The organism is Curtobacterium sp. MCLR17_059 (assembly GCF_003234665.1).
Classification (GTDB): Bacteria; Actinomycetota; Actinomycetes; order Actinomycetales; family Microbacteriaceae; genus Curtobacterium; species Curtobacterium flaccumfaciens.
On sequence record NZ_QKSU01000005.1, the window covers coordinates 100,314 to 121,348 of the forward strand.

General features: G+C 72.1%; 20 protein-coding genes. 16 read left to right on the top strand and 4 right to left on the bottom strand.

Annotated features, from left to right (window positions below):
* The first annotated feature begins 24 nt into the window (after positions 1-24).
* The 12 genes from DEJ12_RS08930 (at position 25) to DEJ12_RS08985 (ending at position 13,056) form a co-directional block, all read left to right on the top strand.
* Entirely contained in the window at positions 25-678 is a 654-nt protein-coding gene (locus DEJ12_RS08930) for a response regulator transcription factor (RefSeq protein WP_111029730.1), read from the top strand.
* Complete coding sequence (locus tag DEJ12_RS08935; RefSeq protein WP_111029731.1) at positions 675-1,883, top strand: HAMP domain-containing sensor histidine kinase; 1,209 nt, start codon at positions 675-677, stop codon at positions 1,881-1,883. Before DEJ12_RS08930 ends, DEJ12_RS08935 begins: the two co-directional genes overlap by 4 nt.
* Entirely contained in the window at positions 1,880-2,410 is a 531-nt protein-coding gene (locus DEJ12_RS08940) for a hypothetical protein (protein WP_111029732.1), read from the top strand. Before DEJ12_RS08935 ends, DEJ12_RS08940 begins: the two co-directional genes overlap by 4 nt.
* Positions 2,407-3,543, top strand: a complete 1,137-nt coding sequence (locus tag DEJ12_RS08945; protein WP_111029733.1) for a peptidoglycan-binding protein — start codon at positions 2,407-2,409, stop codon at positions 3,541-3,543. Before DEJ12_RS08940 ends, DEJ12_RS08945 begins: the two co-directional genes overlap by 4 nt.
* A complete protein-coding gene (locus DEJ12_RS08950; RefSeq protein ID WP_258370617.1) occupies positions 3,540-4,286 on the top strand; it encodes an ABC transporter ATP-binding protein in 747 nt (248 codons plus the stop codon). Before DEJ12_RS08945 ends, DEJ12_RS08950 begins: the two co-directional genes overlap by 4 nt.
* Complete coding sequence (locus DEJ12_RS08955; RefSeq protein WP_181433164.1) at positions 4,283-5,470, top strand: ABC transporter permease; 1,188 nt, start codon at positions 4,283-4,285, stop codon at positions 5,468-5,470. Before DEJ12_RS08950 ends, DEJ12_RS08955 begins: the two co-directional genes overlap by 4 nt.
* Before the next feature lie 287 nt (positions 5,471-5,757).
* Positions 5,758-7,083, top strand: a complete 1,326-nt coding sequence (locus DEJ12_RS08960) for a sugar ABC transporter substrate-binding protein (protein WP_220034809.1) — start codon at positions 5,758-5,760, stop codon at positions 7,081-7,083.
* Between the two features lie 3 nt (positions 7,084-7,086).
* Positions 7,087-8,112, top strand: a complete 1,026-nt coding sequence (locus DEJ12_RS08965) for a carbohydrate ABC transporter permease (protein ID WP_111029735.1) — start codon at positions 7,087-7,089, stop codon at positions 8,110-8,112.
* Complete coding sequence (locus tag DEJ12_RS08970; RefSeq protein WP_239001397.1) at positions 8,109-8,996, top strand: carbohydrate ABC transporter permease; 888 nt, start codon at positions 8,109-8,111, stop codon at positions 8,994-8,996. Before DEJ12_RS08965 ends, DEJ12_RS08970 begins: the two co-directional genes overlap by 4 nt.
* 112 nt (positions 8,997-9,108) lie before the next feature.
* A complete protein-coding gene (locus tag DEJ12_RS08975; protein ID WP_071404329.1) occupies positions 9,109-9,897 on the top strand; it encodes a DeoR/GlpR family DNA-binding transcription regulator in 789 nt (262 codons plus the stop codon).
* Complete coding sequence (locus tag DEJ12_RS08980) at positions 9,894-10,889, top strand: 1-phosphofructokinase family hexose kinase (RefSeq protein ID WP_111029736.1); 996 nt, start codon at positions 9,894-9,896, stop codon at positions 10,887-10,889. Before DEJ12_RS08975 ends, DEJ12_RS08980 begins: the two co-directional genes overlap by 4 nt.
* A gap of 79 nt (positions 10,890-10,968) precedes the next feature.
* Positions 10,969-13,056, top strand: a complete 2,088-nt coding sequence (locus DEJ12_RS08985) for a fructose-specific PTS transporter subunit EIIC (RefSeq protein WP_111029737.1) — start codon at positions 10,969-10,971, stop codon at positions 13,054-13,056.
* Positions 13,057-13,152: 96 nt separating this feature from the next.
* Here DEJ12_RS08985 and DEJ12_RS08990 read toward each other — a convergent pair whose 3' ends face one another.
* Together DEJ12_RS08990 and DEJ12_RS08995 are read right to left on the bottom strand one after the other, a co-directional pair.
* The gene (locus DEJ12_RS08990; protein ID WP_110864239.1) at positions 13,153-14,187 is read right to left on the bottom strand and encodes a UDP-N-acetylglucosamine 4,6-dehydratase family protein; all 1,035 of its coding nucleotides are present in this window, start codon (positions 14,185-14,187) and stop codon (positions 13,153-13,155) included.
* Between the two features lie 61 nt (positions 14,188-14,248).
* The gene (locus DEJ12_RS08995; protein ID WP_111029738.1) at positions 14,249-15,946 is read right to left on the bottom strand and encodes a beta-N-acetylhexosaminidase; all 1,698 of its coding nucleotides are present in this window, start codon (positions 15,944-15,946) and stop codon (positions 14,249-14,251) included.
* A 44-nt stretch (positions 15,947-15,990) separates the two neighbouring features.
* Between DEJ12_RS08995 and DEJ12_RS09000 the strand changes: the two genes are divergently transcribed.
* Both DEJ12_RS09000 and DEJ12_RS09005 read left to right on the top strand, forming a co-directional pair.
* Positions 15,991-17,160: an ROK family transcriptional regulator gene (locus DEJ12_RS09000; protein ID WP_181433165.1), complete on the top strand. Its 1,170-nt coding sequence runs from the start codon at positions 15,991-15,993 to the stop codon at positions 17,158-17,160.
* A gap of 51 nt (positions 17,161-17,211) precedes the next feature.
* Positions 17,212-17,985, top strand: a complete 774-nt coding sequence (locus DEJ12_RS09005) for a DedA family protein (RefSeq protein WP_258370618.1) — start codon at positions 17,212-17,214, stop codon at positions 17,983-17,985.
* 3 nt (positions 17,986-17,988) lie between these two features.
* On the opposite strand, the gene DEJ12_RS09010 is transcribed toward DEJ12_RS09005, so the two are convergent.
* A complete protein-coding gene (locus DEJ12_RS09010; protein WP_027464869.1) occupies positions 17,989-18,192 on the bottom strand; it encodes a DUF2945 domain-containing protein in 204 nt (67 codons plus the stop codon).
* A gap of 198 nt (positions 18,193-18,390) precedes the next feature.
* On the opposite strand from DEJ12_RS09010, the gene DEJ12_RS09015 reads away from it, so the two are divergent.
* Both DEJ12_RS09015 and DEJ12_RS09020 read left to right on the top strand, forming a co-directional pair.
* Positions 18,391-19,443, top strand: a complete 1,053-nt coding sequence (locus tag DEJ12_RS09015) for a serine/threonine-protein kinase (RefSeq protein ID WP_111022754.1) — start codon at positions 18,391-18,393, stop codon at positions 19,441-19,443.
* Positions 19,444-19,498: 55 nt separating this feature from the next.
* Positions 19,499-20,119, top strand: coding sequence for a phosphoribosylanthranilate isomerase (locus DEJ12_RS09020; RefSeq protein WP_071404336.1), 621 nt, complete (start codon positions 19,499-19,501; stop codon positions 20,117-20,119).
* 100 nt (positions 20,120-20,219) lie between these two features.
* Here DEJ12_RS09020 and DEJ12_RS09025 read toward each other — a convergent pair whose 3' ends face one another.
* The gene (locus tag DEJ12_RS09025; protein WP_071404337.1) at positions 20,220-20,978 is read right to left on the bottom strand and encodes an HAD-IIB family hydrolase; all 759 of its coding nucleotides are present in this window, start codon (positions 20,976-20,978) and stop codon (positions 20,220-20,222) included.
* Between the last annotated feature and the right edge of the window lie 57 nt (positions 20,979-21,035).

The following is a 21,035-nucleotide window of genomic DNA, read 5'->3' on the forward strand; positions in this document are numbered from 1 at the left end:
AGGTACATCACGTGTGATGTATCGATGCGCGTACTCGTGGTGGACGACGAACGGGCCCTCGCCGACCTGGTCGCGACGGGCCTGACCCGGCAGGACATGGCGGTGGATGTCGCCTACCGCGGCGACGACGCCGACGAGCTGCTGGCGGTGCACGACTACGACGTCGTCGTGCTGGACCGTGACGTCCCCGGGCTGCACGGCGACGAGGTCGCCCGGCGGCTCACCGCGCGCGGCGCGCTCACACGGATCCTCCTGCTCACCGCCGCGACGACGTTGAGCGACCGTGTGCACGGGCTCGAGCTCGGTGCCGACGACTACCTGACCAAGCCGTTCGAGTACCCGGAACTCGTCGCCCGGGTCCGCGCACTCGGTCGGCGGAGCGTCGCACCCGTCGCCCCGGTGCTCGAGCGTGCGGGGTTCGTCGTCGACACGAACCGGCGGATGGCCACGCGCGACGGACGGCCGCTCGACCTGACCTCGAAGGAACTCGGGGTGCTCGAGACCCTCCTCCGCGCGGACGGTCGGATCGTCTCCGCCGAGCACCTGCTCGAGAAGGTCTGGGACGTGAACACCGACCCGTTCACCGCCGCGGTCCGCGTGACGATGTCGAAGCTCCGCCGGAAGCTCGGGGACCCGGACCCGATCCGCACGGTGCCCGGCCAGGGCTACGCGCTGTGAACCGGTGGGGCCGGGGCTGGAGCATCCGGACCCGGACGGCCCTGACGTTCGCGCTCGCGGCCATGGCCCTGGCGACCGGGGTCGTCGTCTTCACGAACACCATGTCGTTGGCCGGTGTCGGTGCCGGCCTCGACACCGCGGCCGTGCAGCGCCCGCCGTCCGGATCGCCGGGTGCCACGACCGCTCCGGCGCCGATCGAGGTCGACGGAACCGACGACGACGGTGCGGTGGCGGTGATCCGGCTCGTGGCCGTGCAGCAGTGGCAGTGGTCCGCGATCGGGATCGCGGGTGCCGGGGTCGCGGCCGGGGGCATCGGCTGGCTCGTCAGCCGCCGGGTCCTCCGGCCCATCGACCGGATCACCGCGACCACGAACCGCATCTCGGCGTCGAACCTGCACGAGCGCATCGCGCTGGACGGTCCCGACGACGAGCTCCGGCGGCTCTCGCGCACCGTCGACGACCTGCTGGCCCGCCTGGAGACCGCGTTCGAGAGCCAGCGCCGGTTCGTCGCCCAGGCGTCCCACGAACTCCGGACGCCCCTGGCGGTGCAGCGCGCGGCGGTGCAGATCGGCCTGCACGACGACGCCGACCCCGCGGAGGTCCGAGCGGTCCGGGCGGAGCTGCTGGAGCAGAACCGCCGCACCGAGCGGTTGGTCGAGTCGTTGCTCGTGCTCGCCGAGGCCGATCGTGGCCTTGCGGGCGCGACGCGTGCGGTCGACCTCGACGAGGTGACCGCCGAGGTCGTCGCGGGGTCGGCCCGGGACGCGGCCGAGACGGGGGTGACGCTGACCCACGAGCGCCGCACCGGGCCTCCCGGCCTGGTCGTCCCGGGGGAGCCGACGCTGCTGCGGCAGCTGCTCGGCAACCTGGTCGGCAACGCCGTCGAGTACAACGAACCCGGCGGCGCCGTCCTGGTGACCACGGAGCCGGACGGGTTCGTCGTCGAGAACGGTGGGCCGGTGGTCGCGGCGGACGAGGCGGAGCTGCTCGTCGAACCGTTCCGCCGCGGCGGGACGGACGACGCACGCGGCCAGCACAGCGGTCTCGGGCTGTCGATCGTGGCCGCGATCGTGCACGCGCACGGGTGGCAGCTGTCGATCACCGCACGGCCGATCGGCGGGCTGCTCGTGCGGGTCCGTGTTTCGTCGGTGCAACCCGACGTGCACGCGGGGCGAAACAGCCGTTCCGGTGTGCTGGAGGCATGAACCACACCACGAAGACGACCACCCGGCGCACCCGGTCCCTGATGAGCGCGGCCGCTGCCGTCGTCCTGCTGCCCCTGTTCCTGGTCGGCTGCTCGGACGCGTCACCGGACGCGTCACCGGACGCCGGCGGGACTGCGGCGTCCGGCGGTGCGGCACCCGGCGTCGCCCTCGCCGAGTGCATGCGCGACCGCGGCTACGACATGCCCGACCCGGGCACCGGCGGTGGCTCGATGCAGCTCAGCGCACCCGACGGCGTCGATCCCAAGCAGTACCAGGAGGACCTCAAGGGCTGCCTCGACGACTCCGCAGCGGCCGGGGACGCGCAGGCCGCGCAGCCGATGCCGGGCAGCGAGGAGATCGCGAGGAAGACGGCGGAGTGCCTGCGGGAGCAGGGGTTCCCGGACTTCCCGGACGACCAGGAGGCGCAGACCCGGTTCCAGCCGGACGACCAGCAGGCGTTCGACGAGGCCGCCCACACCTGCACCGACGCGGCCTTCGAGGCCGTCCAGGGCGGAGCCGGGTCGTGACCCACCGTCGCGTCCGTCGCCGGGTGATCGTGTCGGTGTGCCTCGTCGCGGCGGTGGCCGCCAGCGGCGGCGCATGGGCACTCACCACGGTGCCGAGCGGTCCGGGAGCCTCGGCCAGCAGCGGGTCCCGAGGCGGGACCGCGTCGACCGGAGCCACCGCCACGGTCACGCGCGGCGACCTGACCGACTCGAAGGTGTTCGCCGGGACGCTCGGGTACGGCGCGGGGAGGGGGGTCCCCGGTGCCGCCGCCGGCACGATCACCTGGCTGCCCCGTGCGGGTGACGTCATCGAACGCGACGGGGCCCTGTACGCCGTCGACGAGCGGGACGTCCGGTCGATGTACGGCACCGTGCCGCTCTGGCGGGACCTTCAGCGTGGACTGCAGGGCGCCGACGTGCGGCAGCTCAACGAGAACCTGGCCGCGCTCGGGTACGACGTGTCCGTGGACGACCGGTTCGGTCCACGGACCGAGCGAGCCGTCCGGCAGTGGCAGCAGGACCGCGGACACGAGGTGACCGGGGTGCTGACGGCGGACGGCGTCGCCTTCGTGGACGGCGCGGTCCGGGTCGCCTCGGTCGACGGTCGGCTCGGGGAGCGGATCGCCGGCGGAGCCGGAGCGGGAGCGGGTGCCGGTGGCGCTGGTGGTGGCGCTGGTGCGGCGGCCGGCGCGGGTGCGGCGGCCGACGTCCTGCAGGTCACGAGCACCCGGCGTGTCGTCACGGCGACCGTGCCCCAGCGCGACGCGGAACGGCTCGCGGTCGGCACCGACGTCGAGGTCCGGGTGAACGGTGCCGGGGCGGCGATGCCCGGTTCCGTCGTCGGCGTGCAGCCGACGACGAGCGAGGACGGCGGCACGGCCGTCGACGTCTCGGTGTCGTTCGACCCGGGGAAGCGCACGTTGCCCGCGGCAGCGTCCGCGCAGGTCGACGCGAAGGGCACCACCGAGCACGACGTCCTGTCCGTGCCGGTCGCCGCACTCGTCGCGGGTGCCGGTGGTCGGTACGCCGTCGACGTCGTGCAGGGGGACGGCACGACGGAGCGGGTCCGGGTCGAGCCCGGCTTCAGCGCGGACGGACGGATCGCGGTCACCGGTGACCTGGCCGCCGGCGACCGCGTGGTGGTGCCCGGATGAACGCCGCCGTGCTGCCGTCCGCCGCCGTGCTGCCATCCGCCGCCGTGCGGCCCACAGCCGCCGTGCTGCCATCCGCCGCAGTGCTGTCGCTCCGGGACGTCACGAAGACCTACGGGGACGTCGGAGCCCTGCGCGGGGTGTCGCTCGAGGTCACCGCCGGCGAACTCGTCGCGGTCGTCGGCCCGTCGGGCTCGGGCAAGTCGACGATGCTCAACGTCGTCGGGACCCTCGACCGTCCCACGTCCGGCACGGTGACGATCGCCGGCAACGACGTCGCGACGATGTCCGACGACGCCCTGTCCGGACTCCGTGCTGACCACATCGGGTTCGTCTTCCAGCACTTCCACCTGCAGGCCGGCGCGACCGCCACCGAGAACGTCGCCGACGGCGTGCTCTACCAGGGCGTGCCCCGGCGCGAGCGGCACCGACTGGCGGTCGAGGCCCTGGGCCGCGTGGGCCTGGCGCACCGGGTGGACCACCGACCGCACCAGCTCTCCGGCGGGGAGCGCCAACGCGTCGCCATCGCGCGGGCCGTCGTCGGCGACCCGACGATCCTGCTCGCCGACGAACCGACGGGTGCACTCGACACGGCGTCCGGTGCCGCGGTGGTCGAGCTCCTGCGCGAGCTCAACGCGGCGGGCACGACGGTCGTGGTCATCACGCACGACCTCGACCTGGCGGCGTCGCTGCCACGACAGGTCCGGATGCGCGACGGCGTGATCGAGCCCGAGGTCACCCGATGAGCCGGCGTCGGTCCGTGGGCGCGGTCGACCTGCTCCGCCTCGGCGTCTTCGGGCTGCGGACCCGGCCCGGACGTGTCGTGCTGTCGGCGCTGGGCATCGCGATCGGCATCGCGGCGATGCTCGCGGTCGTCGGGATCTCGTCGTCGAGCAAGGCGAAGGTCGACCAGGTGCTCGACACCCTCGGCACGAACGTGCTCACCCTCACCCAGGCGCAGGGCCTCGGCGAACCGGTCCCGTTGCCGTCCACCGCACTCGAGTCGGTGCTGCGGCAGGACGACGTCGAGTCGGCCGCCGCCGTCGGCACCGTGCCGGACACCGGCGTGTACCGGAACGACCGCGTGCCGGCGCCCGAGACGAAGGGCCTCGGGGTGCTCGCCGCGTGGGGCGACGTGCCACGGGTCCTCGGCGGGCAGCTCGCAGCCGGGCGGTGGATCGACGACGCCGCCGGGGCGCCGCCGCAGGTCGTGCTGGGGGCACGGGCGGCCGCGGTCCTCGGCATGGAGGACCTGCATCCGGACAGCCGGGTCTGGATCGGCGGGCGGTGGGTGCAGGTGGTCGGGGTGCTCGACCGCGTCGCGCTCGCCGAGGACCTCGACTCGCGGGTGTTCGTGCCCCGCGGGTTCGCCGGGCAGCTGGGCTTCGACGGAGCCCCGACCGCGGTCTACACGCGCGTCGACCCGGCGCACGTCGAACGGTCGCGGGACCTGCTCGCCGGTGCGGTCCGACCCGGGGCACCGCAGGACGTCGGCGTGACACGGCCGTCGGACGCGCTGGCCGCGAAGGACGCCACGGACGACTCCTTCACCGGGCTGCTGGTCGGCATCGGTGGGGTGGCCCTGCTCGTCGGGGGCATCGGGGTGGCGAACACGATGGTGATCACCGTCCTGGAACGCCGCGCCGAGGTCGGCGTCCGCCGTGCGCTGGGGGCCCGTCGTCGGAGCATCCGCGACCAGTTCCTGGTCGAGTCCTTGCTGCTGTCGTTCCTGGGCGGCTTGGCCGGCGTCGTGCTCGGCGTCGCGGTGACGGTCGTCTTCGCCGTCACGCAGGGCTGGCCGGTCGCACTGCCGGTGTGGGCCGTCGTCGGGGGACTCGGTGCCACGGTCGTCATCGGCGGGGTCTCCGGGCTCTACCCGGCGGCACGCGCGGCGCGGATCCCGCCGACGTCCGCCCTGGCGGCCGTCTGACGCGTGCGGTGGAGGCGCGCACGGGAGGCCCGGTGCCGGTCCGGCGGACCGGCACCGGGCCTCCAGGCGGTCGCTTCCACACGCCGGACGCGAGTCGCAGATCATGCCTGGTCATGACCACCTGGTCAAGCATCTGCGTCGATCTGTTCGACATCCGTGATGCCCCGGAAACACGCGGATCGAAAGCGGTCACAGGGACCGATCCAACGGTTGACAAGGGGCCGTGCAGGGTCTTCTATTGCGAATACGCAACGTCCTTTCATAAAGGTCGGACCAAGGGAGTCATCGTGACACGAACGCGTTTCGCCGCACTCGGTGCGCTCGCCCTCGCAGGCGCGCTCGCCCTCACCGGGTGCTCCGCCGGGAGCAACGCCGCTTCCGACGGCGGCACGAAGTCCATCGGCACACCCGATGGCACGGGCAAGACCATCACCGTCTGGATGATGAACGGCGACCTGAGCGACAAGGTGCTCGACGCCGCCGGCAAGCAGTTCACCGCCGACACCGGGGCGAAGGTGAAGATCCAGACCCAGCAGTGGGACGGGATCACCACCAAGCTCACCACGGCGCTCGCGCAGAGCGACGCCCCCGACGTCGTCGACCTCGGCAACACGCAGGTGCCGGTCTACGCGGCAGCCGGCGGGTTGACCGACCTGACGCCGTACCGCGACGAGCTCAAGGACGGCCAGACCTGGCTCACCGGGCTCGAGGGCCCCGCCACCGTCGACGGCAAGCTCTACGGGGCGCCGCTGTTCGCCGGCAACCGGGCCGTGGTCTACGACAAGCAGGTCTGGAAGGACGCCGGTGTGACCGACGTGCCGACCACCTACGACGAGCTCACGGCCGACCTCGACAAGGTCAAGGCCGCCAACCCGGCCAGTGACTTCTCCGCCTTCTACATGCCCGGGCAGTACTGGTACGGCGGGCTGCAGTGGGTCTGGGACGCCGGTGGCGAGATCGCCACGGACAAGGGCGGCAAGTGGACCGGCACGCTCGACTCCGCGGACGCGGTGAAGGGCCTGACCGCCTGGAAGGACTTCCAGAACGCGTACTCGGCGAAGTCCACCCAGGACATCAACACCGACAAGCCCTCGCAGAGCGACGTCTTCGCACAGGGCAACACCTCGGCGTTCCTCGGGTCCGCCTGGGAGATCGGCTCGATCACCACGGCCAAGCCGGAGCTCGCGGACCGCATCGGCACGTTCCCGATGCCGTCGTCCACGGCGGGGAAGACGCAGCCGGTGTTCCTCGGCGGCTCCGACCTGGGGGTCCCGGCCAAGGCGGAGAACCAGGAGCTCGCGCTGTACTACCTGAAGATCCTGACCTCGAAGGAGTTCCAGCAGGACCAGGTGTTCGGGGTCGACGGCTGGGAGCCGAACTCCACCGAGCTGCTCGACGCGGTCGCCGGCGACGTCGACGAGCCGCACAAGCCGTACTTCGAGGCGGCCGGTACGAGCCGACCAACCCCGGCCACACCGGGCTGGGCCACCATCGAGGGTGACGCCTCGTTCCAGTCGATGTTCGCCGACGTCGCCACCGGTCGGAAGTCGCCGGAGCAGGCCGCCGAGGGCTTCTCGAAGCACCTCACGACCGCGCTGAACGCGCAGCCGTAGGCGATGACGTCCACTGCGGAGCCGGTGACCGACGCGGAGCAGTCCGCGCCGGTCACCGGCGGGCGGGCTGGCGGACCGGTTCAGGGTCCGTCGCGGGGTTCCCGTCGAGGCGGGCGGGGCACGGGTCGTCGGTCGCCGGTCGGGTCGCGGGCGCCGCTCGTCCTGCTGGCCCCGGCGGCGCTGCTGCTCCTGGCCCTCGTCGTCTACCCGCTCGTCCGGCTCGTCGTCATCTCGTTCCAGGACTACGGGCTGCGGGCGATCTTCACCGGGCAGGCCGGGTTCACCGGGCTGACGAACTACACGGACGTCCTGACCGACGCGTCGTTCTGGCCGGTCATCCTGCGCACCGTGCTCGTGACGGGCGCGATGGTCCTCGGCACGATCGTCATCGGCATGGGGGTGGCGCAGCTGCTCACCCGTCTCGGGGTCGCGATGCGCACGGTCGTCAGTGTCGTGCTCGTGCTGGCCTGGGCGATGCCGAACGTGGCCTCGAGCCTGGTCTGGCAGTGGCTCTTCCAGCCGTTCTACGGCGTGCTCAACTGGCTCATCACGCAGCTGCGGGTGTTCGGCGACCACACGCAGGACAACTGGGCCTCGCATCCGGGGCAGGCGTACACGATCGTGCTGACGCTCGTCATCTGGCAGGCCGTGCCGTTCGTGGCGCTGACGCTGTACGCCGCGCAGTCCCAGATCGCGCCGGAGTACTACGAGGCCGGTGCGCTCGACGGGGCCTCGGTGTGGACGATGTACCGCGCGATCACGCTGCCGGCCCTCGCGCCGACGCTGCTGCTCGTGTCGATCCTGTCGGTGATCTGGGACTTCAACGTCTTCAACCAGATCTGGCTGCTCACCCGCGGCGGACCGGAGGAGGCCACGCTGACCCTCGGCATCTGGACCTTCGTGCAGTCGTTCGTGTCCAACGCCTACGGGCAGGGCGCGGCGATCGCCGTGATCTCGACCCTGATCCTCGGGGTGCTCACCAGCTACTACATCCGCCGGCTCGTCCGCAGCGGTGAGGAGGACCTGTGACCGTCTCGAGAACGGCGCCCCGCGCGGGCAGCGTCTCCGCGCCGGGCCCCGTGCGGGTGCGCAAACGCAAGCCGCGCATCGTCGCGAACACCATCGCCGTGGTGTTCTGCCTGGTCTGGGTGTTCCCGATCTACTGGATGGTGAACACGGCCTTCAAGCCCGCCGACGAGGTCACCACGATGACCCCGATCTGGGCGCCGCTGCACCCGACGCTCGACAACTTCACGCGGGCGCTCACGCAGGAGGGCTTCCTCGTCTACCTGCGGAACTCCACCATCGTCGTGGTGGCGGCCGTGCTGCTGTCGATCGTCGTCGGGTTCCTGGCGTCGGCGGCACTGTCGCGGTTCCGGTTCCGCGGACGGCGGGCGATCCTGGTCGCGATCCTGTTCGTGCAGATGATCCCGTCGGGCGCACTGCTCATCCCGCTCTTCCTGTCGTTCCAGACCCTGGGGCTGCTGAACAGCTACGTCGGGCTGATCCTGGCGTACGTGGCGAGCGTGCTGCCGTTCTCGATCTGGGTGATGCGCGGCTTCTTCGTGGCCGTCCCCGTCGAGATCGAGGAGGCCGCGAAGGTGGACGGCGCCGGCACCTTCCGGATCCTGTGGAGCGTGCTGTTCCCGCTCGTCATGCCCGGGGTCATCGCGACGAGTGTGTTCGCGTTCATCGCGGCGTGGAACGACTACCTGATCGCGTACGTGATGCTCAAGGACCAGGGGATGTACACGCTGCCGGTCTGGCTCGCCGGGTTCTCGACGAACAAGGGGACCGACTTCGGTGGGCTGATGGCGGCGAGCGTGCTGTTCTCGATCCCGGTCGTGGTGTTCTTCCTCATCGTGCAGCGCCGGCTGGTGAGCGGGATGACGGCGGGTGCCGTGAAGGGGTAGCGCTCGGACGACCGGCACCTGTGGACGTGTTGGTTGCGTGACGGAACGGTTGCGTTCTTGTGGGTTTCAGACGTACAGTGCTCGAAACCCAACGGAACGAAGGAGTTCGGGCATGTACGCAACCGAGCGGCACACCGCCATCGCCGCCGAGCTGCAGTCCGCCGGTCGCGTGTCGGTCGCCGGTCTGGCCGAGCACTTCGACGTCACCACCGAGACCGTTCGCCGTGACCTCGACGCCCTCGAGTCCGCCGGGGTCCTGCGCCGGGTGCACGGGGGAGCGGTCCCCGTCGGCCGCTCGAGCGTCGTCGAACTCAGCGTCGCCGAGCGCGAGGGCCAGCACGGCACCGCGAAGTCCGCCATCGCCCGCGCCGCGATGCGCCTGGTGCCGCCGACCTTCACCGGCTCGATCGCCCTCGACGCCGGCACCACCTGCGCCGCCGTCGCCTCCGAACTCGCCCGCTGGGAGCCCGAGGTCGCCGGCTCGACCATCACCGTCATCACGAACTCGGTGCCGATCGCCGCGACCCTGCAGCACAGCGAGCACCTCGAACTGCACCTGCTCGGCGGCCGCGTCCGTGGCGTCACGAGCGCCGCCGTCGGCACGGCCACCGTCGAGCAGATCGGTGCGCTCCGGCCCGACGTGGCGTTCATCGGCACGAACGGCCTGTCCGCCGGCTTCGGTCTGAGCACCCCGGACGAGTACGAGGCCGCCGTGAAGGGCGCCTACGTGCTCGCCGCCCGACGGGCCGTGGTGCTCGCCGACGCCGCCAAGCACGGCGTGGAGGCCCTGATGCGGTTCGCGCGCCTGGACGAGATCGACACGCTCGTCACCGACGAACAGCCCCCGGCCGACCTCGCCGGCGCGCTCGCCGACGCCGACGTCGAGGTGGTCGTCGCATGAACGCCCGCATCGTCACGGTCACCCCGAACCCGTCCCTCGACCGCACGATCGAGCTCGCCGGTGAACTGCAGCGTGGCGCCGTCCAACGTGCGACCCGGTCCACCGCCGAACCCGGCGGCAAGGGCGTCAACGTCTCCCGCGTGGTCGTCGCGAGCGGCGGGGACACCGTCGCCGTCCTGCCCGGCGACGAGCTCGACCCGGTCCTGCTCGGCCTGGCCACCCGCGGCATCCCGACCGCCGCGCTGCCGATCGGGGCGCCCCTCCGCTCGAACGTCACCGTGACCGAGCCGACCGGCACCACGACGAAGCTCAACGAACCCGGCCCCTCGCTCGCCGGCCGCCTCGACGACCTCGCTGCGCTCGTCGCCGACACCGCCGCTGCGACCGCCACCGGCCCCGCCGCACGCTGGGTCGTGGTCGCCGGGTCGCTGCCGCCCGGTCTGCCCGACGACGCACTCGCCGTGCTCGTCCGGGCCGTCCGTGCCCGCCACGGTGCGGACGTCCGGATCGCCGTCGACTCGTCCGGGGTGCCGTTCACCGCGCTGCTGCAGTCCGGCGAACGGATCGACCTGGTGAAGCCGAACGCCGAGGAACTCGCCGAGGTCGTCGGCGGCGACCCCGAGGAGTACGAGCGCGACCTCGACGCCGCGGTCGCCGGAGCCCAGCGGCTGCGGCGGAAGAACGTCGGCACGGTCCTGCTCACCCTGGGCAGCGCCGGCGCCGTGCTGGTCTCCGACGAGGGCGCGTTCGCCGCCGCTGCACCGAAGATCGTCGCCCGGTCGACCGTCGGAGCGGGGGACTCCTCCCTCGCCGGCTACCTGCTCGCCGAGGTCGCCGGAGCCGCACCCGAGCAGCGTCTCGCACAGGCCGTCGCCACCGGTGCCGCGGCCGCAGCACTGCCCGGCAGCGACGTGCCGGCACTCGACCACACCGACCCGACGGCGGTCTCCGTCCGGGTGCTCCGCACGCACCCGGCCCCCGAGCCCGCCTGATCCCCTCCCCACCCCGCCCGACCACCCCACGAACACCTGCACCACCGCGCGATCAGCGCCATTGCGAAGGAGCAAGCACATGTCCGCAGACTCGAGTCCGCGCCTCATCAGCGCACAGCTCGTCGGCCTCGACGAGGACCTCGGCGCCACGTCGACCGACGTCATCCGGGTGCTCGCCGACCGCGTCGCCGCGACCGGCCGCGCCGCCGACGGTGCCACACTCGCCGACGACGCCATCAAGCGCGAGGCGAGCGTCGGAACGGGCGTCCCCGGTGGCATCGCCATCCCGCACGCCCGGTCGGCGTCGGTGTCCGAGCCGACGCTGGCGTTCTCGCGCCTGGCCCGGAAGGTACCGTTCGGCGCCCCGGACGGCGACGCCGACATCGTCTTCATGATCGCCGTGCCCGAGGGGGCGGACAAGGACCACCTGACGGTCCTCTCGACCCTGGCCCGCGCGCTCATCCGCGAGGACTTCACGGCCGCGCTCCGTGCCGCGACCACCCCCGACGAGATCGTCCGGTTGGTCGACAACGAGGTGAGCGGCGAAGTGGCCGAGGCAGGCGTCGGGAAGGCGAGTGGTGCCTCCGAACCGGCCACCGCGCCGGAGGCGGGCCGCAAGGTCTTCGTCGGCGTCACCGCCTGCCCGACCGGTATCGCGCACACCTACATGGCGGCCGACGCCCTCGTCGCCGCCGCCCAGCGTGCCGGTGCCGAGATGCACATCGAGACGCAGGGGTCCTCGCAGGTCGAACCCCTCGACCCGGCCCTCATCGCCCGTGCCGACGCCGTCGTGTTCGCGGTCGACGTCGACGTCCGCGACCGCGGTCGGTTCGCCGGCAAGCCGCTGGTGTCCGGGCCCGTCAAGCGCGGTGTCGACGAGCCCGACAAGATGATCGCCGAGGCCATCCGCGCCTCGGAGGACCCGCACGCCGCACGCGTGCAGGGTGGTGCCGCCGTCGAGGGCGAGTCCCCCGCCAAGAACGAGCACTTCGGCCAGTCGCTCAAGCGCTGGCTCCTCACCGGCGTCAGCTACATGATCCCGTTCGTGGCCGGCGGCGGGCTGCTCATCGCGCTCGGCTTCCTGCTCTCCGGGTACGGCATCGCGCTGAACCACGGCGACTCGGGCATGAGCAACGCCGCCTACACGCTGACGAACTCGACGCTGCTGAACCTGCCGCCGGAGGGCCTCGGCTACTACCTCGGCGCCGCCGCGTTCCAGATCGGACAGGTGTCGCTCGGGTTCCTGGTCGCCGCACTGGCCGGGTACATCGCGTACGCCATCGCCGACCGTCCGGGCATCGCGCCGGGCTTCGTCGCCGGGTCGATCGCGGTCTTCATGAACGCCGGGTTCCTCGGTGGCCTGGTCGGTGGCCTCATCGCCGGCGCCGCCGCGTACTGGATCGGGCGGATCCCGACCTGGCGCTGGCTGCGTGGCCTGATGCCGGTCGTGATCATCCCGCTGTTCGCGTCGATCATCGCCTCGGGCCTCATGCTCCTGGTGCTCGGTGGCCCGATCGCCTGGGTCATGACCGAGCTCACCGCCTGGCTCAACTCCCTGTCGGGTGCCTCGGCCGTCCTGCTCGGGATCATCCTCGGGCTGATGATGGCGTTCGACCTCGGTGGTCCGGTGAACAAGGTGGCGTACGCGTTCGCCGTCGCCGGGCTCGGTGCCGGGACCGCCACGAACGTGGTGCCGTTCGAGATCATGGCCGCCGTCATGGCGGCCGGCATGGTGCCGCCGCTCGCACTCGCGCTCGCCTCGACCGTGCTCTACCGCAAGGGCTTCACGAAGCCGGAGCGCGAGAACGGCAAGGCCGCGTGGCTCCTCGGCGCGTCCTTCATCTCCGAGGGTGCGATCCCGTTCGCCGCAGCCGACCCGCTGCGCGTCATCCCGGCGTCGATGGTCGGTGCCGCGATCACGGGTGCGATCTCGATGGCTGCCGGCGTGACCTCGCGAGCGCCGCACGGCGGGATCTTCGTCTTCTTCGCGATCGGTGACGTCCTGATGTTCGTCGTCGCGATCCTGGCGGGGACCGTGGTGTCCGCGCTGGTGCTCGTCGCCCTGAAGAAGTGGGTCCGTCGTCGCCCCGTCGACGAGGCCGCAGCGGGCAGCGAGGCTGCCGTGGCAGGCGAGACGGTGGGCCAGCGCGCACCGGTCGCCGCGTAGTCGACCGCAGAACACGACGGACGGGAGGCCCGGTGCCAGCTGGCACCGGGCCTCCCGTCCGTCGTCCGGTTGCGTCGCGGGCCGGACGTGCGCCGGTCAGGCGGCCATCGCGAGTGCCGACGGGTCGACCTGGCCGGGGACGCACTCGTCGACGTCGCACGGCGCGATCGGCGCGACCGAGGTGTGGGTGATCTTCGGGTGCACGGGGCGGCGTTCGGTCTCGCCGCGTCCGATGAGGTCCTCGTGGAGCTTTTCGCCCGCCCGCAGGCCCGTGAACACGATGTCGGACGGGCTCCCCGTCGCCTGGAGCATGCGCCGTGCGATGTCGAGGATCCGGACCGGTGCACCCATGTCGAGCACGAGGACCTCGCCGGGGTGGGCGATCGCAGCCGACTGGATCACGAGGTGGCACGCCTCGGGGATGGACATGAAGTAGCGGGTGGCGTCGGGGTGGGTGACGGTGAGGGGCCGTCCGGCACGGATCAGCTCCGCGAAGAGCGGGAGCATCGAACCGCGGCTGCCGAGGACGTTGCCGAACCGGACCGACACGTAGTCGTGGCCCGTGTCGGCGGCGGTCCAGGCGGTCAACCGCTCGGCGATGCGCTTGGTCGACCCGAGCACGCTCGTCGGGTTCGCGGCCTTGTCGGTCGAGATGTTCACGAGTGTCCCCACGCCCGCGGCAGCAGCGGCGCGGAGGACGTTCAGGGTGCCGAGGACGTTCGTCTTCCAGCCTTCGTCCGGGTACTGCTCGAGCATCGGCAGGTGCTTCAGCGCCGCGGCGTGGAAGACGACGTCGGGCCGGCGGGTCAGCATGATGTCGCGGATGGCGTCGGCGTCGCGGATGTCGGCGAGGACGACGTTCTTCGTGTCGAGGAGCCCGTGACCGTCCACGGAGACCTGCACCTGCTGCAGGGCGGTCTCGTCGCGGTCGAGCATGATGATCTCCGCCGGCTCGAACCGGACGAGCTGTCGGCAGAGTTCACTGCCGATCGAGCCGCCGGCGCCCGTGATCAGCACCGACCGGCCCCGGACGAAGTCGACGGTGATCTCGAGCTCGGCCTCGGGCTGTCGATCCCCGATCAGTGCGTCGATGTCGAGCCCGTCGAGGCCGGGGATGCTGCGCTGTGGCATGGGGGTCTCCTCCGTGAAGTCCTCCCCAGTGTGAACCTCTCACATGTGAAATGTCAACAGGTCAGTCGGCGATGTTCGCCGTGACCGCGTCGATGTACGCCGCACGCTCATCGCGCGAGTGCGGGCGCCCCGGCACGCCCGGCCGCTGCTCCCACGGGAACGGCCCGGCCTCGTGCCGGTACTCGATGCCCATGGCCTCGAGCCGGGCGGTGTGCTCGGCCAGGCGTCCGCGGAACTCGGCGAGGTCGCGCGGCCCGGTGACGTCGGCCGACCACAGTGCCTCGGCAAGGGCGGCGACGCGGGGGAAGAGCTGGTAGTCGAGCCGACGGGCGGAGTCGACGTGCTCCGTCCACATGTTGCCCTGGCCGCCGATGACGTGGGCGCGCTCGTCGTCGGTGAGCCCCGACGGCACCGGGTCGAAGGCGAAGACGTCGTCGACGGTGAGCACGATCGACACCGGGATCGGCTCGGTCGACAGGTCGCTCTGGCGGTAGTCGAGGTACACCTGGTCGTCCGGCGACGAGATGACGTCGTGCCCGCGGCGGGCGGCGGTCCGTGCGCCGGTCAGCCCGCGCCAGGAGACCACGGTCGCCGAGGGGTCGAGCGTGCCGCCCTCGAGGATCTCGTCCCACCCGAACGCCCGCCGGCCGTGCGACTCGACGTGTGCGGCGAGCTGTCCGATGATCCAGGCCTGCAGCTGTTCCTCGTCCTGCAGCCCGAGCTCGCGGATGCGCTCCTGGGTGCGGGGGTCGGTCTCCCACTGCACCTTCGGGCACTCGTCGCCGCCGATGCCGATGTAGCCGGAGGGGAAGAGCGCGATGACCTCGTCCAGGACGTCCTTGAAGAAGTCGATCGTGGCGTCCTCGGCGTTCAGGACGTCGTCGGCGATGCCCCACTCCGTCCACACCTCGACCGGTTCGCCCGTGACGCCGAGCGACGGGTAGGCCGCCAGTGCCGCGCGGACGTGCCCGGGGGTCTCGATCTCGGGGACGACGGTGACGAACCGGTCGGCCGCGTACGCCACGATCTCGCGGACGTCGTCCTGCGTGTAGTACCCGCCGTGCGGGCGGCCGTCGAACCCGGCGACGACGAGTGTGCCGTCCGGCCCGGGGATGTGCGCGCCGACCTGGGACTCCCGACGCCAGGAACCGACCTCGGTGAGGCGCGGGTACTTCCGGATCTCGATGCGCCACCCCTGGTCCTCGGTGAGGTGGAAGTGCAGGCGGTTGATCCGGTGCGCGGCGAGCTGGTCGACCACCCGCATGACCTCGTGCTTCGTCCGGAAGTGCCGGGCGACGTCGAGCATCACGCCACGCCAGGCGAAGGCGGGGGCGTCCTCGACGACCACGGCGGGGACGGACCACGGACCGGTCGCGACCCGGCCGCGGCGGTACACGTCCGGGGGCAGCAGCTGCAGCAGGGCCTGCACACCGTAGAAGACCCCGGCGGGCGAACCGCCGACGACGTCGATGCCGTCCGGCGTCACCGTGAGGCGGAACGACTCCGCCCGGTCGCCCTCCGGCGTCGTCGGGCCCGAGGGCAGGGACGGGTCGTCGGCGACGCGCAGCGCGATCGTGCCGGCCCCCGGTGCCGTGTCGTCGAGGGCGTCCCGCACCGGCAGCCCGGTCGATCCCCGCAGGGTCTGCTGCAGGTACAGTCGGACGGACTCGCTCGCCGGGTCGGCGGCGATCCGGGTCGACGGGGTGATCGCGAAGGCCCCGACACCGGGAGCGGTGCGGTGCGGTCGTGGGACGAGCATGTCGGAGCCACCATTCCTCAATGATCTTTCGTAATGTGGAGGCTATGACCGTGCAGCAGACCGTGTCAACGATCCCGGGCGCCGTCGGGACGACCCCGGGGGTCCTGCGGCAGATGAACTCGCGGGCGATCCTCGACGAGCTCCTGCGTGACGACGTCTCCCGCACGGTCACCGAGCTCGGGCGCACGGTCGGGCTCTCCCGCCCCACGGTCGAGGCGGCGCTCGCCGATCTGGTCGACGAGGGCTGGGTGACCGAGGCCGAGGCGATCGCCACCCCGAACAAGGCCGGTCGTCGGGCCAAGCGCTTCGCGGCCGACGCGTCGGCCGGCTCCGTGCTCGGCGTGGACCTCGGCCTGCACGGGATCGTCGGCGTGCGCGCGGACCTGCGCGGCGTCACGCTCGCCCGCGTCGAGGAGCGCTACACCGACCTCGCCGACGCCGAACAGGCCTGGTCGAGCGTGCAGGACGTCGTCCGTCGGCTGACGGCGCCCGTCGGTGGCACGGTCGGCGGCTCCGCCGGTGGTGCGCCGGTGCTCGGTGCCACGTTCGGTGTGCCGGCGGTCGTCGACCGAGACGGCGCGATCGACTACACGGTCGCGGTGCCGGAGTGGGTCGAGCGGCGGGTGCCCGGCCGGATCCAGGACCTCTTCCCCGGGGTCGCCACCTTCTTCGACAACGACGCCAAGCTGGCGGCCACGGCCGAGGCGCGGTGGGGGCGGTTCCACGGCGTCCGGGACGCCCTGTACCTGGTGATGGGTCGGCAGATCGGTGCCGCGCTGGTGGTCGACGGCTCGTTGGCGCGCGGTGCGCGCGGTGCGGCCGGGGAGATGGGCGGCATCGCCTCGACGGGCTGGCCCGCCGCACCCGCCCGCCTGGAGGCCCGGATCCCGTCCGGCACGGACCTCGAGTCCGTCTTCGCGGCGGCGGCCCAGGGCTCGGTGTCGGCCGTCGAGACCGTCCGTGCGTTCGCCGCCGACGTGGCACCCGGCGTCGTGCAGCTCGTGACGACGATCGACCCCGAGGTCGTCGTCGTCGGTGGCGAGGTCCTGCCGGCTGCCGAGGTGTTCTGCGCCGCGCTCGACGAGATCGTCACGCCACAGCTCCGGCACCCGGTGGTGTTCGCCCCGTCGACCGTCGGTCGCGACGCCGTCGCCCGGGGTGCACTCGCGCGGTCGCTCGCACACGTCCGGTCCGCCCACATGGGACTCGGCTGACACCCAGGGAGCGTGCCGGGTCCTGACAGGGCGTTCAGGGATGCTGGGGGCATGACGACTGCCGTGACCGCCCGTGCCATGACCGTCGCCAGTGGCGACTCCCCCGCCCCGTCGGACCTCGGCGGCCTCTCCGGCCTGGTGCTGCAGCTGATCGACGCGCTGGGGGAGTGGGGCGTCGGGCTGATGCTCTTCGTCGAGACGGTGTTCCCGCCCATCCCGTCCGAGGTCATCCTGCCGCTGGCCGGGTTCCTCGCGGGTGCCGGCCAGATGAACCTGGTCCTGGTCCTGGTGCTGGCGACGATCGGCTCGTACCTCGGGGCCCTGGTGCTGTACTGGCTCGGCGCGAAGATCGGGTTCGAACGCACCACGCGGTGGTTCGGCAAGCTGCCCCTCGTCGACGAGGACGACTTCCGCAAGGCGGCCGGCTGGTTCCACCGGCACGGCAAGAGCGCGGTGTTCTTCGGCCGGTTCGTCCCGATCGTCCGCAGCCTCATCTCGCTGCCGGCCGGCGCCGACCGCATGCACCTCGGCACGTTCTCGGTGTTCACGATCATCGCGAGCGGCATCTGGAACAGCGCGCTCGTGCTGCTCGGTGCCGCGTTCGGGTCGCAGTACGACCAGGTCGAGGCGTACACCGAGTGGATCGACCGCGTGCTCTACGTCGCGATCGCCGCGGTCGTGGTGACCTTCGTCGTGCGCCGGGTCCGCCGTGTCCGCGCCGAGCGGCGCACGGGCGGCCCCGACGACGACCACGACGCCGCCGCCGGCAGCCCTGCAGTGGGCGGTGCCCGGGGTCGTCGTCGCGCCGAGCCCGCCCGCGACTGAGCCTCAGGCCTTCGTCAGCGCCGACTCCTTGTGGGCGGCCTGCTTGCCGCTCTTCTCCGACTCGACGATCCAGTACGGGTCGTCGTCGGTCGGCCTGAAGTGCTGCCCGTCGAACTCGAAGTCGCTCGTCCGCTTCCGCACGAGCGTGCCGGTCGTCCTGCCCTGCGAGGTGTTCCAGTGCACCTCGTCACCCTTCGACAACGCCATGCTGTCCTCCTTGCGCGATTCCTCGTCCTGGTGGAGGTCGGACTGTACCCCGTCGATCCCCGGGAACTCAGGGAAGTACGGCGATCACGATGTCGTAACGGCCATGCGGATCGAGAGTCGGACGCGTACCGTTTCCCCTGAGCCCACACGCCGGCAGGCGCCGCGGAACCACGGGCTCCGGACGGGACGACGGACACCATGACCCTGCTGGACAGCGCGCGGGCGGACACCGTCCTCTCTGCGCGGTACCGGCTCGTGAAGCTCATCGGCACCGGCGGCATGGGATCCGTCTACGAAGCCCGTGACGAGCACACGTACCGGGCCGTGGCCGTGAAGCTCTTCGCGACCCCGGACAAGATGACCACCGCCGACCGTGTCCGCCAGGAGCGCGAGATCCGGCTGCTCAGCATGCTCTCCCACCCGGGCCTCATCCCGCTGTACGACGCCGGCACCCACGAGTTCGAGGACGGCCCGCACCGGTTCATCGTGATGGAGCTCATCGCCGACACGACGCTGCTCCGCCGTCTGTCCGAGGGAGCCCTGCACAACTACGAGGTGGCCGACCTCGGTGCGCAGCTCGCCGACGCCCTGGCCTACGTGCACTCGCGCGGCATCGTGCACCGCGACGTCAAGCCCGCCAACATCCTGATCAGCGACGAGGGCTCGTCCGGGTTCGCCCGCACGGTCAAGCTCACCGACTTCGGCGTCGCCCACTTCGTCGACGGTTCCCGCCTGACGAACGACGGCACGGTCATCGGCACCGCCGCCTACCTCAGCCCGGAGCAGGTCGCCGGCGAACCGATCAGCTTCGCCACCGACGTGTACTCGCTCGGACTCGTCCTGCTCGAGGCGCTGACCGGCAAGCAGGAGTACTCGGGCACCCTCATCGAGGCCGCACTCGCCCGGCTCCGCCGCGACCCGGAGGTCCCGGACGACGTCGCCGACGAGTGGCGCGAGCTGCTCAGCCGGATGACCGCCCGCGACCCGGAGCGCCGACCCACGGCGGTCGCCATCGCCAACGCGCTGCGCGGCGGCTCCACCCAGATCACCGGCCCGGTGCCGCTCGGTCCGGAACGCGTGAAGCACCAGCGCGACCACCGCATGCACCGTGCCGCGCACCGGCACGCCAGGCGCGGCACGTTCTCGGCGGTGCGGCGCTGGCGTCGGCGGAACGTCCTGGTCGGGTCCTTCGCGGCCTTCGGCGTCACCGCGGCCTGCGTGGCCGCCTACGTCGCGGGCGCCCTGCACTGACCCGCTCGGCGGCTCCGTGCTCCGGGCACCGGAGCGCCCTGGCAGGATGGACAGCATGACCGACCAGCGCTGGATCAAGATCTGTGGCCTGTCGACGCCCGACACCGTGGACGCCGCCGTCGACGCGGGTGCCGACGCCGTCGGGTTCGTCTTCGCGGCGGGCAGCCCCCGGACCGTCACCGCCGACCTGGCGAAGGAACTCGTCGAGCGGGTGCCGGACGGCATCGACGCCGTCGGGGTCTTCCGTGACCAGAAGATCGACGAGATCGTCGGCATCGCCTCCGAGGTCGGGCTCACGACGCTGCAGCTGCACGGTGGCGAGTCGGCGTCCGACTTCGCCCGCGCGCGCGACGCCGGCTTCTTCACCATCCGGGCCATCGCGGCCGAGGACTACCTGCGCGAGACGCCCGAGCAGCGCGCCGCGTTCGACCACGACCTGCTGCTGCTCGACGCCGCCGTGCCCGGCAGCGGTCGCCTGATCGACCCGGCCACCATCGAGGGCGTGGACGAGGCCTGGATCCTCGCCGGCGGGCTGACCCCGGCCAACGTGGTCGCCGCGGTCGAGGCGCTCGACCCCGACGGCGTCGACGTGTCGAGCGGGGTCGAGTCCGAGCGCGGCGTCAAGGACCCCGCCAAGATCCGCGCCTTCGTCGAGGCCGTCCGCAGCCTGGGCTGAGCGCCCGGCCGCGTCGGTCGCGTTCGCGGCTCTGGACGCGACCGGGGACGGACAGGAGGCGCGGTGCGGGCCCGCCACGGGCCTCCCGTCCGCCGCGCGGTCAGCGCAGGGTGGGGATGAGCTCCGTCAGGAACGCGTCCGTGTCCTCCCAGCCCTGCACCGCGTGGCAGGGGACGCCGAGCGCCTTCACCGGGTAGTCGTTGCCCTCGGGGTCGAGCCGGTCGCCCACGAAGAGCATGTCGTCGAGCGCGATGCCGGTGATCTCGGCCAGACGCTGCATGCCGTAGGCCTTGTCGATGCCCTTGCGGGTGATGTCGATGCTGGTGGAGCCGCCCGAGCGGACCTCGAGGTCGGGCAGGTCCTGCTGCACCAGGCGGCGCAGGTGGTCCTTCTTCTCGCCGGTCGGGTCCCACTGCTTCTTGACGTCCACCGGGGCGGACTGGCCGAGGGCGGAGAACGTGATCTGCGACCCGCGGTCCTCGAGGATGGCGCCCCAGGTCTCCGACTCCCAGTACCCGGCTTCCTTCGCACGGGCCTCGACCGCGGCGAGGGCGCGGTCCTTCTGCTCGTCGGTGAGGTCCTCGGCGTACTGCAGCGCCCAGTCCTGGTCCTCCCAGCGGTAGTACCGGGTGCCGCAGGTGGGCAGGAGGTGCAGGGCGTCGAGCGTCAGGCCGTCGCGCTGCCGGAGCGGGGTGACCAGCTGCTGCTCGAACTGGGTGAAGTTGCCGCCGGAGATGACCGCGACCGGCACGACCTCGAGCAGGGACGCGAAGGTCTCGAGCATGCGGGGGTCGAGGGAGGACTTCGACGGGGCGAGCGTGTCGTCCAGGTCGAAGGCGACGAGGCGGGGCGTGGTCATGCCCCCGATCCTGCCAGAGCCCGCCGACCACCCGCAGGGTGCGACCATCCGGGCACC

Coding starts and splice junctions, on each gene's coding strand:
- DEJ12_RS08930 (WP_111029730.1), top strand. CDS start 25: ATGCGCGTACTCGTGGTGGACGACGAACGGGCCCTCGCCGACCTGGTC.
- DEJ12_RS08940 (WP_111029732.1), top strand. CDS start 1,880: ATGAACCACACCACGAAGACGACCACCCGGCGCACCCGGTCCCTGATG.
- DEJ12_RS08950 (WP_258370617.1), top strand. CDS start 3,540: ATGAACGCCGCCGTGCTGCCGTCCGCCGCCGTGCTGCCATCCGCCGCC.
- DEJ12_RS08955 (WP_181433164.1), top strand. CDS start 4,283: ATGAGCCGGCGTCGGTCCGTGGGCGCGGTCGACCTGCTCCGCCTCGGC.
- DEJ12_RS08965 (WP_111029735.1), top strand. CDS start 7,087: ATGACGTCCACTGCGGAGCCGGTGACCGACGCGGAGCAGTCCGCGCCG.
- DEJ12_RS08975 (WP_071404329.1), top strand. CDS start 9,109: ATGTACGCAACCGAGCGGCACACCGCCATCGCCGCCGAGCTGCAGTCC.
- DEJ12_RS08980 (WP_111029736.1), top strand. CDS start 9,894: ATGAACGCCCGCATCGTCACGGTCACCCCGAACCCGTCCCTCGACCGC.
- DEJ12_RS08985 (WP_111029737.1), top strand. CDS start 10,969: ATGTCCGCAGACTCGAGTCCGCGCCTCATCAGCGCACAGCTCGTCGGC.
- DEJ12_RS08990 (WP_110864239.1), bottom strand. CDS start 14,187: ATGCCACAGCGCAGCATCCCCGGCCTCGACGGGCTCGACATCGACGCA.
- DEJ12_RS08995 (WP_111029738.1), bottom strand. CDS start 15,946: ATGCTCGTCCCACGACCGCACCGCACCGCTCCCGGTGTCGGGGCCTTC.
- DEJ12_RS09000 (WP_181433165.1), top strand. CDS start 15,991: ATGACCGTGCAGCAGACCGTGTCAACGATCCCGGGCGCCGTCGGGACG.
- DEJ12_RS09005 (WP_258370618.1), top strand. CDS start 17,212: ATGACGACTGCCGTGACCGCCCGTGCCATGACCGTCGCCAGTGGCGAC.
- DEJ12_RS09010 (WP_027464869.1), bottom strand. CDS start 18,192: ATGGCGTTGTCGAAGGGTGACGAGGTGCACTGGAACACCTCGCAGGGC.
- DEJ12_RS09015 (WP_111022754.1), top strand. CDS start 18,391: ATGACCCTGCTGGACAGCGCGCGGGCGGACACCGTCCTCTCTGCGCGG.
- DEJ12_RS09020 (WP_071404336.1), top strand. CDS start 19,499: ATGACCGACCAGCGCTGGATCAAGATCTGTGGCCTGTCGACGCCCGAC.
- DEJ12_RS09025 (WP_071404337.1), bottom strand. CDS start 20,978: ATGACCACGCCCCGCCTCGTCGCCTTCGACCTGGACGACACGCTCGCC.